The organism is Verrucomicrobiia bacterium (assembly GCA_036405135.1).
Taxonomy (GTDB): Bacteria; Verrucomicrobiota; Verrucomicrobiia; order Limisphaerales; family JAEYXS01; genus JAEYXS01.
Genome location: DASWYF010000018.1, coordinates 50,767 through 66,386 on the forward strand (window position 1 = coordinate 50,767; position 15,620 = coordinate 66,386).

The window sequence follows — 15,620 nt, forward strand, 5'->3', positions numbered from 1 at the left end:
GTTTTTTAATCGGGCCGAACCTAAGTTCCTCACCACGATGAGCGTAGAAGTACAAAGCACACATCAAAAAGCACTCCAGATCAACCTGGACCCCAGCAAATACGGCACCTTTGCCGAGATCGGTGCCGGCCAGGAAGTCGCCCGCTGGTTCTTCCGCGTGGGCGGTGCCTCCGGCACCATCGCCAAGACCATGTCCGCCTATGACATGACCGTGAGCGATGCCATCTATGGCGCGTGCGAGCGTTATGTGAGCCGGCAACGTCTTCAGACGATGTTGCATCATGAGTACGACCTGCTCATCCAACGTCTCTCCGCCAAACGCGGTGCTACGACGAAGTTCTTCGTCTTCGCGGATACCGTCGTGGCGCGCAGTTACACACGACAGGATGAAGCGCATGGCTGGCTCGGTATCAAGTTCCAATCGGAACCCGGTGCGGAACCATCCCAGATCATCATCCACGTCCGCCTCATCGATAAGGAGAACCTGCAGGAGCAGGAAGCGCTCGGCATCATCGGTGTGAATCTCATTCACGCCGCGCTTTACGGTCACACGTCGCCGGAAGGCATGATCCGCTCGCTGCTGGACAACCTCACGCTGGAACGCGTGGAAGTGGACATGATCGAGTTCAGCGGTCCGGCCTTCAAAGGTGTGGATAACCGCCTCATGGCGTTGCACCTCGTGCAGATCGGCCTCACGAAGGCCGCGATGTTCACCGCCGATGGCAAAGTCGTGCAACCCGCTGATCTCCTCTACAAGAAGGCGATCATGGTGGAGCGCGGCAGCTTCCGCCCCGTGACGAAAGTGACGATCGACATGCTGAACAGTGCGCAAGCGCTCTTCGTGCAGGAACCGAAAGTGCAGGGAGAAGACGTCCTCGTCCTCATGGAGATGACGCTCAAAAACCTCACGGACGGCGACAAGATCGATCACAAGGACTTCCTCGATCGCGTGGACATCCTCGGTGCCTTGGGCAAGACGGTCCTCATCTCCAACTACGGTGAATACCATCGCCTGGCCTCCTACCTCTTCCGTTACACGAAGAAGATGATCGGCATCTCGATGGGTGTCCCGAGCTTGAAAGAGATCTTCGACGAGAAGTATTACGCGGATCTCGAAGGCGGCATTCTGGAATCTTTCGGTCGCCTCTTCAAAAACGACCTGAAGCTCTACGTGTATCCGCTCAAGGAACCGAAGACCGGCATGATGATCACGGCAGGCAACCTGCGCGTGGCCCCGAATCTCCGCCACCTCTACGCCTACCTCGTGGAGAACCGCTTCATCGAGGGTCTCCGGGACATCGACGAGAACTGCCTGCCCATCTTCTCCCGCGATTGCCTCGCGAAACTCCGCGCCAATGATCCCGCTTGGGAGAACATGGTGCCGGAAGAAGTCGCCAAGCTCATCAAGGAACGCCGCCTGTTCGGCTACCAAGAATCGAAATAGGGCCTTATAGCTTTATTGCATTACTGAGAAAACCATCGCCTAATAGCTCTAGGGTACGGGGCGAACTGCCTGTTTGTACACCTAAACCCCGCAGGAAAGGCAACTTGGGCGTGCAACGAGAACGAAACCTGCTATCTTCAGTCCTAGGAATTTCACAGGTCCAAACGGACGGGCATACTTGCCAACCGGGGGATACTGTGTAACCAATTAGCGGCAAGCGGGTTATCGCATCGGCATAAATCGGAGACAGGGCAGCGAATGCTTTGGTGGACGCTACAGCAGCTTAAGTCAAAAGACGCCAAGACACGGCTCAAAGCCGTGGAGAAACTGGCGTCTATGGAAGACATCAGCGTGCTGGACCCCCTGCTCACCGCCTTGGGCGATGCTGACCCCGCCGTCCGCCGACTGACCGTTTCTGCCCTAGGCAAGCTCAAGGACGAACGCGCCGCCAATCCTCTCGTCAAAGCCCTCCATGACCGCGAAGCCGCCGTGCGCGAAGCCGCTGCGGAAGCTCTGCGGGAGATCGGTGATCGCCGCGCCATGGAACCACTCGTCGCCGCATTGAAGGACGATAGCAGTGGCGTCCGCTGGCGCGCTGCGAGCGCTCTCGACTCACTCGGCTGGTCGCCCGCGAACGAAGTGCAGAAAGCGCTGCAACTGGTCGCCTTGGGCAAACTGGAAAAGGCTTCCGAACTCGGTAGCGCTGCTATCGAGCCGCTCATCGCCACGCTCAAGACGAGCGTTTACTACAAGCGCATGCAGGCAGTGGAAGCGCTCGCCTGGATCGGCGATCCTAAGGTCGTCAAGCCGCTCATCGAAGCATTGAAGGATGAGGATTCCAACGTCCGCGCCAAGGCCGTCGAAGGCCTAGCCAGTCTCGGTGACAGCCGTGCGGTAGAACCGCTCATCCTCGCCCTGCGCGATAAAGACACGCGCGTGCGAGCAACCGTGATCGAGGCCCTGAGCAAACTCGGCGACCCCCGCGCCATCGATCCGCTCGCAAAGCTTTTGAAGGACAGTGCTTGGGATGTGCGCATGGCTTCAGTCGAGGGCCTCGGTAAGTTCAAAGATTCCCGCGTCATCACGCATCTGGTGAATTGCCTGAACGACAAAGATCGCGATACCCGGCTCGCCGCAGTGATCTCCATCGGCAAGATCGGCGATACCGCCGCCATCGAACATCTCGTTCTCTCGCTCACCGATGAGCACGACCAGATCCGCCAGACCTCTGCGAGCGTGTTGCGCCGCCTGAACAAGGATTGGGAGAAATCCGAGCAAGCCAAACGCGCGGTCAACGCCTTGCGTCAACGTGCGCAAGCGACGGATTACTGGGTGCGACAAGCCGCCGTGGAAGTGCTCTCGAAGATGGGCGAGATCGAAGCCACGAAAGAGGTCGAACTCGAGAGCAAACTCTCCAAGGCCGCCGACCCCATGCAGGCACGCAAGCAGGCCACGCTCGAAGCGTTCCTCCTGTGCCTGGACGATTCCGATCGCGATCTGCGCCAAGCCGCCGCCGAAGCGCTCGGTAGACTTGCTGACAAACGCGCCACCGATTTCCTCGCCAAACATATCCAAGATAAAGACGAGACCGTGCGCAAAGCTTCCGCGAAATCATTGCACTCACTCGGTTGGGAAACGAAGGAACAGGAATTGCGCGGACGCCAACTAGTCTTGCTCGAACGCTGGGACGACGCCATTTCCTTGGGCGAACCCGCCATCCCTGCCCTCGCAGAAGCTTCCGCCAGCCGCACCAGCAACACACGTCAGGCTGCCGTCAAAGCGCTCTCCAAAATCAAATCAGCCCGCATCGGTGAAGCACTGGCCGCCCGCCTTGCGGACGACATCGCAGAGATACGGCACATGGCTGCCCTCGCCTTGCAAGCCGCAGGCTGGACTCCACGCACTCCCGATCAGGCTGCCCGCTACGCCATCGAGGTCAAGGATTGGGAATCCGCCGCCCAAGGTGGCAGCATGGTCATCCCGCTCTTGATGGACATCATCAAGGCCAAGGACGAACATGCGGATTCCTGGCAAGGTGCCGAGTCCGCCCTCTCCGCGATCCGCGATGCCGCTGCCACACCGTTCCTGATCGAGCTGTGCCAAGATCCCGATCTCGCTGCCGCATCGGCGCGTGCCTTGGAGAACATTTTGGCCGATGGCGCTCATAATGTCTCCGATCATCAGCTCGGGGCCATCCTCGAATTGCCCGGCCTTGCTCAGAATCAATTCGAGTTCGACCAACAGACCGCCACTTTCCAAATCGTAGGCTTCGAACCGGTCGACATATCGCGCGTCGTCCATTATGTGAATCTCGAATTGGATCGCCGCAGAACCACTCTCGCTGCCGCCGGATGACCAATCCCTTACACCGTAAACGAGTTCTCTTCGTGGATGACGATCAGGCCATCCTCGAGATGTATGAGAACCTTTTCAACCTGTGGGCCAAAGGCTCATGGGAAGTGCTCATCGCTCCCACCACCGGCAAGGCGTTGGCGATATTGCAAGAGCGTCCCGTAGATCTCATTGTCATCGATCTGCACATGCCGGTGATGGATGGTTTTCAATTCCTGAAACTCGTCCATCGCAAGTATCCCAATATTCCCAAAGCGATTTTGACCGGCTCGGTTGACACGGCAAATCGCGACCTCTGCCTCGCTAACGGTGCCGATCTCTATCTGCAAAAGGCCGCGGCCATCGACCAGATGGAGACCGTTTACGCCACGTTGAATGAGATCATTGACGTGCAGCAACAGGATGGTTTCCGCGGTGTGTTGCGGCGCGTCGGTTTGCAGGAAGTCTTGCAGCTCGAATGTCTCGGCACCAAATCTTCCGTGCTTGAGATCACCACGCAGGGCACCAAGGGCCGCATCTTCATCAAGGACGGCAACATCATTCATGCGCATATTGGGCAGAGCAAAGGTGAAGATGCCTTCAATCGTCTGCTCGCGTTTGATACCGGTGAGTTTGCCCTGAAGCCCTACACCGACCCCGGCGAGGAAACGATCAATTGTCAGTGGGAAATGCTCATCATGGAAGCCGCGCGCGTCCGTGATGAGATCCAGTTGAAGGCCGAGGCGAACAAAGCCGGCGCCGTCAGTCAGGCACCCGAACCCAAGCCTGCTTCCGCTCCGACTCCTGCACCTTCAGTTGCGAAGCCGATCATCGCCGCACCGTCCATCCGGCAGCAAAAGACTGTTCCCATCGTTCCGCAGCCGAAGATCGAAGAGATCATCATCTGCACCAATCAAGGCGATGCACTTTACGAATGGCAGGCCACGGAAGCTGACATACGGATGGAACTCGCCCGCCTTCTGCAAACGCGTGCCGAACATCTTGGACGCAGCCTAGGCCTAGGTCGTTGCGATCGCGTAGAAGCACCCGGCAACAACACGCGCATGGTTTTTCAATTGCAGAAAAACTGCACCGTTTTCGTCCGCTCCAGCAATGTCACCCCGGAAGTCCTGCTGGCTGGTGCCACCAAATAAACCGTCATCTCTATGCTGACCATCTTCAACAACTGGCTGGATGACAACACGCAAGCGGCGGGAATCCTAGGTGCTGGCGTGCGCTACAACGACAAGACCACCTACCTTATTCCGAAAGAAAACGGAGTGAACCGCGAGAAAATGGAGAACACCTGTCAGGTAATCGCGGAAGTGTTCCAGACTTTTAAATTACGCAAAGCGCAGGTGCCGCAGCTCAACTGGAAATTTGAAAAAGGCACCCTCCACACCGTGATGCGTTCCGACGGCAACTGCCTCTGCCTCATCACCGACAACCAGCTTCACAAAGAAGAACTCGACCGCATCTTCTACGAATTCCAAACCCTTTGGGGCTAACTCGTAGCCGCCGAGGTAACAAGGCGGACCCTCACCCAGCCGACGTCAGGAGGCTCTAATTTTCTCTCGATGTTGGATGTTGGGCGTTCGATGTTCGTAGTTTCTCCAATATCGACCCGCCGGTGCAACCGGCCTATTTCCCCGCCGTCCACCCACCATCGATGATAAAATCCGTCCCCGTCACAAAAGCCGATTCATCACACGCCAGATACAGCGCCGCGTAAGCGATCTCCTCCGGCTTCGCCATGCGCCCGAGTGCCTGCGTGGAAGCCATCTCGCGATACGCCTTCTCCGGATCGGGATACTCTGCCAACCGCGCCTTCACAAACGGCGTCTCTACACGCCCCGGGCAGATGCAATTGCAGCGGATGCCATCCAGCGCATGATCCAGTGCAATGCCTTTCGTGAAACCCACCACCGCGAACTTCGTGGTGCAATACGCCAGCCGATCCTTCACCGCGACGACGCCGCCGATGGATGCGAGATTCACTATGTTACCTGACTTGCGCTCCACCATCTGATGGATGAACGCCTTCGTGACATTGAACACCCCGCGCACATTCACGTGATACATGCGGTCCAGATCCGCCACCTGCGTTTGCAAAATATTCCCCACATGCCCGATGCCCGCATTGTTCACCAGCACATCGAGACGCCCCTTCGCCGCATGCACCGCCTTCGCCACCTCCGCGCAACTCTCCTCAGAAGCCACATCCAGCTTGAGAAATTCCGCCAGACCGCCCGCCTCTTTGATCTTCGCCACCGTCACCGCCCCGCCCTTCTCATCGCGATCCGTCACATAGACGAAGCCTCCCGCCTTCGCAAAAACCTCTGCAATGGATTGCCCAATGCCAGAACCGGCACCCGTGACCAAAGTGATCTTCTCTTTCAGGCTGAACATAAAAATAAAACTAAAGTGGAGGCCGCTCATTGGCAATTCCAGGTTACAAACATCGAAGACCAATCCTCCTTCTCCCCTCGGAGGGGAGAAGGATTGAGGATGAGGGGTGCCAGCACCTCTCGCACTTCGCCCCTCTTACCTCGCCCTTTCTCAGTCTTCCACCGGCACCACCAGATGCTCCATGATGTAGTCCTTGCGTTCCGGCGTATTGCGCCCCATGTAGAACGTCAGGATGCCGCTCGCCTCCGCCTTGCTCGCGTACTCCACCTGGCTCATCCGCATTTCTTTGCCGATGAATTGCTTGAACTCGTTCGGTGAGATTTCACCCAAACCTTTGAATCGTGTGATCTCGCAGCTCTTGCCCAGCTTGGCGATGGCTGCTTCCCGCTCCTCATCGCTGTAGCAATAGATCGTCTCCTGCTTGTTTCGCACACGGAAGAGCGGTGTCTCCAGCACATAGAGATGACCATCCTGCACGAGCTGGTCGAAGAACCGGTAGAAATACGTGATCAACAGATTGCGGATGTGCAAGCCGTCCACGTCCGCGTCCGTCGCCAAGATGACTTTCTCATAGCGCACATTCTCCGTGTTATCCTCGATGTCCAGCGCGCACATGAGATTGTACATCTCATCGTTCTTGTAGACGATGTCGCGTTTCAAATCCCACACGTTCAGCGGCTTGCCCTTCAGCACGAAAACCGCCTGGTTGTTCACATCGCGGCAGCTCGTGATGGAACCCGCCGCGGACTGACCTTCGCAGATGAACACCATCGTCCCCTTGCCCTTCCCCTTTTCTTTGTCGAAGTGATTCTTGCAATCCTTCAACTGCGGGATGCGCAGGCTCACCGCCTTGGAACGCTCACGCGCCAGCTTCTTGACCTCTTGCAGCTCCTTCCGCAATTGCTGCGTGTCCTGCACCTTGGTCATGATCTTCGTCGCGATCTCCTTGTTGCGATTGAAGTAATGCAATAACTCCTCGCGCACCGTGTTCACTAGCTCCGTGCGGATCTCCGTATTACCCAGCTTGTTCTTCGTCTGGGACTCGAACATCGGATCCTTCAAACGGATCGCCACTGCACCCACGATGCACTCACGCACATCGTCACCGTCGAACTTACCCTTGGAATACTCATTCACCGCCTTCAGCAAACCTTCACGGAACGCGCTTAAGTGCGTACCACCATCGCTCGTATACTGGCCGTTCACGAACGAATACAACGTCTCACCGTAACGGCTGTTCGTATGCGTGAAGCAGAACTCCAGCGTCTTGCTCGTGTAATGCAGCGGCGCATAGATCGGCTCGCTGTTATCCTTCTCCAGATCTTCCAGCACGAGATCCATCAGGCCGCGACGCGAGACAAACTCCTGCCCGTTCAGATTCAGCTTCAGCCCTGCGTTCAGATAGCTATAGTGGCGCAGACGGCGCTCCACGTATTCTAGCTTGTACGTGCTGTCCTTGAAGATCGTCGGGTCTGGCTCGAAGCTCACGAACGTTCCGTTCGGCTCCGAGGTCTTGCCCTTCTTTTCGCTCTTCAGCTTGCCCTGCTTGAACGTCGCCTCAAAAAATTCGCCCTCACGATGGCTCCGCACCGTGAACTCCTTCGCCAGTGCGTTCACCGCCTTCGTACCCACGCCGTTCAAACCCACGCTGAACTGGAACACCTCATCGTTATACTTCGCACCCGTGTTGATCTGGGAAACGCAATCAATGACCTTGCCCAAGGGGATGCCGCGACCGAAATCACGGATGGTCGCATGATTCCCTTCCAAGGTGATCTTCACCTCGCGCCCGTGGCCCATGATGTATTCGTCGATGGCGTTATCGATGACCTCCTTCAGCAAGACATAGCAGCCGTCATCATAATGCGACCCATCGCCGATGCGCCCGATGTACATGCCCGTGCGCAGCCGGATGTGGTCGATCGAAGACAGGGTCTTGATCTTGCTCTCGTCGTAAACGTGCTTCTTCTCTTCCGCCATACAAATCAGATCAATTACGGTTCGGGCAAAGAATATTGTGATGGAAACCTTCCCTGCCAATAAGGAAGTGTGGAAATTTTACTGAAAGAAAGGTTCAATGCGGCATGACTTTGGCCGAAGGTATAGCCATCAGGAATCAACACATGCCGCCCTGTGATTACCCTCCCGGGTTGGCCATTGATCGGGGCGGCTACTGGTTCTTTCCCAATCCCACGCCATGGGTTGGTTTGCAGGGATTCATCTTGAGCAAAGACGGCGCACACCAGATTTGTGTAGGTAGCGGTCTAAATTCTGAAATGGCTTTCTGGGCCTACGAAAAAGGCATCCTTCAAGGCCCTTGCGATCTCATCATCACCGCTTGCCCGGATGACCTGGATATTGTGGTGGATATCTTGACGAAGACCGGTCCGGCTCAACGCGGCCTAAAAATCCCCAATCGCGGCCGGGAAAAATTCTACCATTTGCTTTCCCATCTACCCGCCGTGTTCTTCTCCCAACAGGACCTGTCCTTTTATGTCTCTGAACTGATGGAAGCCGAACAGAACGGTACATTCTCGTTTGTCATCCGGCCATGGCCCGGGCGTGAATCCTAGCTTTGCGATCGACTTTCACACTCCCTTACACAAAAGAAAAACCGGAAGGAGCCCTCTCCTTCCGGTTTTCACACAATACACTAACTAACCAACCAAACGGACAGCCGTCAGAAATTGATCGGCACATTCACATCCACCTGCGTCTCGCCATCCGAGACCGCCCGCGCACCTTCGTTCGCACCCACTGTGCGCACAAACGTGTTCACGATCAGGTCCAAGTAACGTGTCAGGTGACGATACGGCGTGTACGGCACATACACGATGTCCTGTGCTTCCAGCCGAACATCCGGTGCCTTGCCCTTCACGATGTCCCAATAATTCACGATCGCAATCTTCGGTTCCGTCAACGAACCGCGCACGATCGCCACATGCGAGAGATACGCATTCTTGATCGAACCGCCCGAGCTCGAGATCGCCGAGATCAAGGTCACCTCGTCCGTGAACGTCACCGCCCTCGGTTGCGCTACCGCTCCCAGCACATGGATGTCCTGCGATGCCGCCGCCGGCAGGAACACGAAATCATCCGCTTGCAGATAAATGTTCTGGCTCATATCACCCTCGCGCAACAGCTTCTGAAAATTCACCGGCAGCATCTTCCCATCACGGATCACAAAGCTCCGCTTCAGATCCGCCGATTCCTGCCTGCTGCTCGATGTCCCCGTCCCGGCTCCACCCAGGCTCGCCAGCGATGCCAGCGGGCTCGGCACACTCGGCCCACCCGCACGGGTAAGCGCCTCCAGCAATGTCACCGGCATCGCCAGTGAATAGATGCCCGGCCCATTCACGCGCCCCATCATCCAGAAGCGCTTGCTCTCCACACCGCGCAGCGTGAGCGACACCTGCGGTTGTTCGCGGAAGAATTCCTTGAGCTGCCCTTCCAGCTTCGTCTTCGCCTCGCTCAACGTCAGCCCCCACACATCCACGCCCGGCAGCAGGTAATAATAGATCTTCCCATCCGGCCCCACGATCGTTGTGCTCTTTGTGGTGATATCGCCCGGGATCTGTATCTCCAGCTTGTCACCCGGTCCCAGTGTGAACGAATTCGTCGGCATCTCCAGCCACCGTCCATCCAGCGTGCTCGGTACGCTCGTCATCTCGGTCACCTTCACCACCGGCGCATTCGTATCTACCGGTTGCCGCGCATCAAACGCCGGTCCGGGATTGCTCTTGCATCCCGTAAAAAGCGAGATGCCCAACGCCGCGATGACTAATCCTTTAAAGTTTTTCATAACCCCTTTTCGTTACTTGATGATTGATCCGATGTTGCCGCCCGTCCATGTGATGACCGCCGCCTGCACAAAGGCCGTCGCCAGCACATCCAGCAGCTCCTCAGCCTTCGCCCACGGACGGCTGCTCACGAACACGATATCCTTAGGCTGCAATTTGAAATCCGGCGTCCGCGCTGCCAGCACATCCTTCATGTCCACCACGAAGGTCTCCGGTTTGTTCAGCGAACCGCGCACCACCAGCACCTTGCTGCGCCACGCTTTCTCGGTGAATCCCCCGCGCTGTGAGATCGCTCCGATCGTGGAACCGCTGCCCGCAAAGTTCACACTGCCCGGAAACTTCACCTCACCCAGCACATAGACTTCCTTCACATCCGTCGCCGGGAAGTAGAGATAATCATTCGGCTCCAGCGGAATGTTCTGCGAGAGATCTCCCTCCAGGAACAGCTTCTCAAAATCCACCGGCACCCGCTGTCCGCGGCGCGCGATAAAGCTGTGCGAAAGATCCGCCAGATCCGTCAGATCACGCTCCGACATTCCCGTCTCAAATCCCCGCGCCCGCGCGATCGCCTCGATCACCGTCACCGGCCGGTCCAGCGTGAACACACCTTTCTGTGAAACCCGTCCCAGCACGAAATATTTTTTGCTGTGGAAAGCCGCCGGCGTGATGATCACCCTGGGCGAGCGACGGAACTTGCCCAGTTCCTCGTCAAACTTCGTGCGCAACTCATCCACCGTCAGTCCGGACGCCATCACATTCTGCGCCTCCAGGTAACTCAAGCGTCCATCCGGCCCGATGAACACATCCTCCACCACCAAGTCTGGCTCGCCGAACAGCGAGAAGTGCAGCACATCGCCTGGCCCCAAGGTCAATTTCTCCTGCCATGGTGCCCGCTTCACCGTATGCATCGCGGAGAAAGAACCTCCCGCAGCCACGGGCGCATCCGCATTCTGCAGTGCCGCCACTTCCACCGGTTTCGCTGCCGACTCCGTCGGCGCCACCGCTGCCACAGTCTTCACTTCCTCACTCGCCTTGGCCGTTACCGGCATTTCCGCTGTCGCAGGCGGCAGTTTCACTTTCTCCGCACCTTTATCTCCCCAAGAGATCGGCTCCTCAAACGTCGCTGTCCCCAGCTGATACTTGCTGATCGGATATCGGAAATGCACTTTCACACGATCCGTCGTCAGCGGCTCATCCTTCAGATACCGCACCTTCACGCTCACCGAGCCTTGCCCCACAGGAATCTCCGCATCCTCTACATGAAAGGAATTCGTCACCGAACTGCTTCCCTTCTTCTCCATCACCGTGATGATCTTGATCGGCGGACGTCCTTTCCCGTCGTAATCATAATCCATCGTCAGTGTCGCTTCCTTCGCGCCACTGGCGTTCACTTGCAAGTTGGATACCTTGCAGCCCGCCACCGCGAATTGTTCCTTTTTCGGTGTCTTCGCATTCTGCGCGATGGCAGAGGAAGCACAAAACGCCACCAGTGCAATGTGCACGGCGAAAAGGCGTAAAAGTAGTGTGTTAGTGAATTTTTCCATATGAATGTCCCTTTTTAAGCTGCTGCGGTTTGGGTCCACCGCGCAAAATTCGGTTTAAACGACGATGACGTTGCATCATCCTTCATCACCGCGCCCACTATATTGCAGGACGCGTTGTTCAAGGTCTCAAGCTGCGTGCGTGTGTCGCTCGCTGTCGCTTTTCCACTCTCTGTCAACCAGATGAGGTTCGGCAGATTTTCCGCTAGCAACACCGCTTCCGGTGACGATGCCGGTGGCAATTCCACCAGGATCACCACATTGTCAATCTGCTGCCATTGATCCAGCGCCGCCTTCCATTGACGGCGGCGCTCCAGATTCCATACCCAGCCCGGCAGCGGGATATGCACCATCGGCTGCGCATCCACCCCCGTCAGCTTCTGCGAGACCTCCATCGGACTTTCCAAGGCATTCGTGTTGACCGGTGCCAGCAACGCCGATTCCGAGTTCACCAATGTCTCCGTCAGCGCCTTATGCGAATCTTCCGCAGAAGGGATCATCGGCAGTGCATCAGGCTGATCGGGTGATTTCTTCGTAGTGATCGTCAGCACGCGGAAACCGCATTGGCTCGCCGCCTGCGCCAGCAGGTTCATCCACACCGAACGCTCCTCCGCCGAACTCGACGCCGTGATACCGCACACCAGACCTTCATTCGGCGACGTGCCGATGCGCTTCTGCAACATCGTCCACGTGCGGAATGCCCAATCCCGCCGTTCCAGCGCCGTCATCCCTTCCAAATTGTTCAAACGCGCCAGCACCGGCAGACTCGTCACCCGTTTCACATCATCAGCCGTCTTCAGACGGTCATCGAAAAATTCACGTCCCGCCACAAACAACGCCATGCCAAACGCTCCGACTACCGCGCCAAACACTGCCAAAAACGCGATCTTCAACTTCGGATCATGCACGATCGCCTCACCGATTGTCGCTGGCAGCAGCACCCGATAATTGCCCGGCGAATTGCGTTCAAAGAGCTGCAACGTGTTTTGTTTGCTCAGCAAGGCCAGTCGTGCGCTTTCCAAAGCCGTCAACTTCGTCTTGATGATATCCAGATCCGTATCCGGATTAGATGCCACCGTTGTTGCCTTTGCTTCTTCTGGCGCCTTGGTTGCCGCCTCCACAGCCAGCACCGGGCTTGGCACAGCAGGTGCGGCCTTGGTAGCCGGCTCCATCTGCTGAATCTGCTTCTCCAGCGCCGCGATCTTTGACCGCTGCGCCACCACTTGCGGATGCGCATCCGTATAACGCGTCAACAGGTCGAAAAGCTCATCCCGCGCCGTATCCAGCTTGCTGATCAACTGCATCGTCCGCGCCGGAGTCATCTGCTGCGGCGTCATCACCGAGGCCATCGGCATCTTCGATTGAGAAGTTCCCGCTGCCGCCACTGATGCCGCCGCCAAAGACTTGCTCGCCGTCCACCACTGACGGTTCAGCACCTGGATCTCCTCGTTGATCTGCGTCAACTGATGGTGCAGGAACCGGCTGATCTCTTTCGCCGATTCACCCTGCATCTCCTGCGTGTAAGTCACGGATTCCGTCGCGTAAGTGTTCGCCCCGCGCACCGCCTCCTCCGCCGTCTTTCCTGAAACTGCCACCGTCAGTATCTCGCTGTTGCGCTCAGGCATGATCCGTAAACTCTCGGATAGCTGCTCCGCTTCAAGCCCCAGCTTGCCACCCACCCGCTCGATCAAGTCTGGCGCGCGCAGCATCCCTGCAAATGTCTGGGCGGACATCTCCCGGTCACCCAGCACACTTGCCGTGTTCGGTGATTCGTTGCGCACCAGTTGCGCGACGGCCGTGTAATGCTTGTCCCAAAGTTTCATGCCTGCGGCCAATCCGAGTGCGCCTATCACCACGCCTCCTACCACGATTTTCTTCCATTGCCCGGCCACGATCCCCAGGAACGGCAGCACATCGAATGCAGGCGCGCTGTTCTGCGGCTGATCGGAATGGCCGAAACCGTCGCTCACACGCTCGCGACGGTCATCGATCTCATCCCGGTGGTTTGTCCGCGATCCTCCTTTTCGCCGGGCATAGACCACATCCTCATTCGCATCCGTTTTCTTCATAGGGCTGTTTTGAAATTATTTTGTTCTCCGGTTGTTTGGCTCAGCGCGACTTTCATCGTGCAATTTATGCGGAAATGTTAGACCCGATATGATGGCAGGCTAAGTAGGTGAATACCGTAAAGAGCTGAAATCCATACCCCCATGCCAACTCATGCCAAACGTCTCCAATTGCAACATCCTAAGCCAGAAATCAGACATACTTCCTCTGCTTGTACTGAAAACAACTTCTTTCCCTCACTTAATAGGCCCGCCGGTGCAACCGGCTCACTTATCCAAGCTGTTATGCGCCGCGTAATGGATCAGTTCCGAATTCGTCTTCATGGACATCTTCTCCAAGATGCGCGTGCGATACGTGCTCACCGTCTTGGCGCTCAATGAAAGCTCCTCCGCGATATCCCGCACCGTCTTCCCCGCTCCGATCATTTTGAAAACTTGGAATTCCCGGTCGGAAAGATGTTCATGCGGCAGCTTCTGCGCATCCACATCCAGATACATCACCATCTTTTCAGCCAACGCTCCACTGATGTAACGTCCACCGCTCAAAACCTTCTTGATCGCCCCCACGAGTTCATCCGGCGCACTCTCCTTCGTCATGTAACCCGCCGCACCCGATCGCACCACACGCACTGCGAACTGATCTTCCGGATGCATGCTCAATACCAGTACCGGCAATTTCGGCTTCGCCTTCTTGATGTCTTTCAACACCTCCAGGCCGCTGCGTCCCGGCATGCTGATGTCCAGCATCACCACGTCCCAGTCCTCTTTCCACACCTTGTCCAGTGCCGCCTGGGCATTCCCCGCCTCACCAAAAGTCGCCGTCCTGAACGAATCGTTCAGTATCTGCTTCAGCCCCTGACGGACCACTGCGTGATCATCCACTATGAGAAATCGCATAACTGCGGTGCTTCATGGCTGACTGCACGTGCGTCAAGGGGATGCGCACAGTCACCGTTGTTCCCCTCCCCGGCGATCCCTGAAAAGTGATCTCCCCGCCCAACAGCGCGGCCCTTTCGCGCATGCCCACCAGTCCGATGGATTTCGTGTTATTGATCTCTTTCGCCAAAATTCCCCGTCCATTGTCTTTAACAGTCAGCGTCAGATTATCGCCCCCCTCCGACAGCAAGGCATCCACATACGTGGCTCCTGCATGACGGGTCACATTCGTCAAAATCTCCTGAAAAATACGGAAGAACGTCGTGTTCACATCCTGGTCAAATGTTTCCGATGCGGCCGTGGAAGATACCACACACTCGACCCCCGTTCGCTCGCGAAATTCATTCGCCTGCCATTCCAGCGCAGCCACGAGTCCCAAGTCATCCAGCACTCCCGGCCGTAATTCCGTCGCGATCCTCCGTATCGTATGGATGGTCGTATCGATATGCGCGGACATCTTCCGCATCTTCTCATGCAGCTCAGCCGCTCCTTTCGGCAACCGCGTATCCAGCCAGCGCACATCCATCTTCAAACTCGTCATCGCCTGCCCCAATTCATCGTGGACTTCGCGTGCGATGCGTGTCCGCTCCTCTTCCCGCACGAACTGCAGATATACCGACAGCGCCCGCAACTGCTCGTGTGACTCCCTCAACCGGTCTTCAGCCTGTTTGCGCTCCTTGCGTTCATGCGCCTCTTCCATCGCGCGCCTGACCGCCGGTGCCAGCCGTGTCAAACGCGTCTTGAGCACATAATCCGTCGCCCCCTTCTTCAAAGATTCGATCGCCACCTCCTCACCCATCGTCCCGGTCACAAAGATGAATGGCGCATTAGGACATCGTTTCCTGGCCAACTCCAGCGCCAGCAACCCGTTGAATGCTGGCAACGCATAATCAGAAAGAATCAAATCTGGCGGAAACCCATCAAGTTCCCGGAGATATTCCTCCTTCGTATCCACCTGATGCCAAGAAAAACTTCCCAAGCCGCTTTCACGCAAGGCATACCGGGCCAGCTCAGCGTCCGCGGCATCGTCTTCCACGATCAGCACACGAATCTCATTCTTCACGCAACAAAACTAATGCAGACCGCAATGTTC

At 56.8% G+C, this 15,620-nt stretch carries 12 protein-coding genes; 5 read left to right on the forward strand and 7 right to left on the reverse strand.

Annotated elements, in window-relative coordinates:
* Positions 1 to 37 precede the first annotated feature (37 nt).
* The 4 genes from VGH19_08050 to VGH19_08065 all read left to right on the forward strand — a co-directional run bounded on the left by VGH19_08050 (position 38) and on the right by VGH19_08065 (position 5,283).
* Positions 38 to 1,444, forward strand: coding sequence for a TonB-dependent receptor (locus VGH19_08050; GenBank protein ID HEY1171302.1), 1,407 nt, complete (start codon positions 38 to 40; stop codon positions 1,442 to 1,444).
* Positions 1,445 to 1,702: 258 nt separating this feature from the next.
* Positions 1,703 to 3,799, forward strand: coding sequence for a HEAT repeat domain-containing protein (locus VGH19_08055; protein ID HEY1171303.1), 2,097 nt, complete (start codon positions 1,703 to 1,705; stop codon positions 3,797 to 3,799).
* Entirely contained in the window at positions 3,796 to 4,929 is a 1,134-nt protein-coding gene (locus VGH19_08060; protein ID HEY1171304.1) for a response regulator, read from the forward strand. The genes VGH19_08055 and VGH19_08060 overlap by 4 nt, the downstream gene beginning before the upstream one ends.
* A gap of 12 nt (positions 4,930 to 4,941) precedes the next feature.
* A complete protein-coding gene (locus VGH19_08065; protein ID HEY1171305.1) occupies positions 4,942 to 5,283 on the forward strand; it encodes a hypothetical protein in 342 nt (113 codons plus the stop codon).
* 133 nt (positions 5,284 to 5,416) lie between these two features.
* On the opposite strand, the gene VGH19_08070 is transcribed toward VGH19_08065, so the two are convergent.
* The gene (locus VGH19_08070; GenBank protein HEY1171306.1) at positions 5,417 to 6,184 is read right to left on the reverse strand and encodes an SDR family oxidoreductase; all 768 of its coding nucleotides are present in this window, start codon (positions 6,182 to 6,184) and stop codon (positions 5,417 to 5,419) included.
* Positions 6,185 to 6,334: 150 nt separating this feature from the next.
* Complete coding sequence (locus tag VGH19_08075; protein ID HEY1171307.1) at positions 6,335 to 8,164, reverse strand: toprim domain-containing protein; 1,830 nt, start codon at positions 8,162 to 8,164, stop codon at positions 6,335 to 6,337.
* A gap of 104 nt (positions 8,165 to 8,268) precedes the next feature.
* Between VGH19_08075 and VGH19_08080 the strand changes: the two genes are divergently transcribed.
* The gene (locus tag VGH19_08080) at positions 8,269 to 8,757 is read left to right on the forward strand and encodes a hypothetical protein (GenBank protein ID HEY1171308.1); all 489 of its coding nucleotides are present in this window, start codon (positions 8,269 to 8,271) and stop codon (positions 8,755 to 8,757) included.
* Between the two features lie 107 nt (positions 8,758 to 8,864).
* Here the strand turns inward: VGH19_08080 and VGH19_08085 are convergent, their stop codons facing one another.
* From VGH19_08085 to VGH19_08105, 5 genes are all read right to left on the reverse strand, one after another.
* Positions 8,865 to 9,986, reverse strand: coding sequence for a polysaccharide biosynthesis/export family protein (locus VGH19_08085; protein HEY1171309.1), 1,122 nt, complete (start codon positions 9,984 to 9,986; stop codon positions 8,865 to 8,867).
* A 12-nt stretch (positions 9,987 to 9,998) separates the two neighbouring features.
* Positions 9,999 to 11,528: a polysaccharide biosynthesis/export family protein gene (locus tag VGH19_08090; GenBank protein ID HEY1171310.1), complete on the reverse strand. Its 1,530-nt coding sequence runs from the start codon at positions 11,526 to 11,528 to the stop codon at positions 9,999 to 10,001.
* Positions 11,529 to 11,542: 14 nt separating this feature from the next.
* Positions 11,543 to 13,594 carry a hypothetical protein gene (locus tag VGH19_08095; protein ID HEY1171311.1) on the reverse strand — a complete coding sequence of 684 codons (2,052 nt, stop codon included), beginning with the start codon at positions 13,592 to 13,594 and terminating at the stop codon, positions 11,543 to 11,545.
* A 264-nt stretch (positions 13,595 to 13,858) separates the two neighbouring features.
* On the reverse strand, positions 13,859 to 14,488 hold the full coding sequence (locus VGH19_08100; GenBank protein ID HEY1171312.1) for a response regulator transcription factor: 630 nt from the start codon (positions 14,486 to 14,488) through the stop codon (positions 13,859 to 13,861).
* Positions 14,466 to 15,590, reverse strand: coding sequence for a response regulator (locus VGH19_08105; protein HEY1171313.1), 1,125 nt, complete (start codon positions 15,588 to 15,590; stop codon positions 14,466 to 14,468). The genes VGH19_08100 and VGH19_08105 overlap by 23 nt, the downstream gene beginning before the upstream one ends.
* Between the last annotated feature and the right edge of the window lie 30 nt (positions 15,591 to 15,620).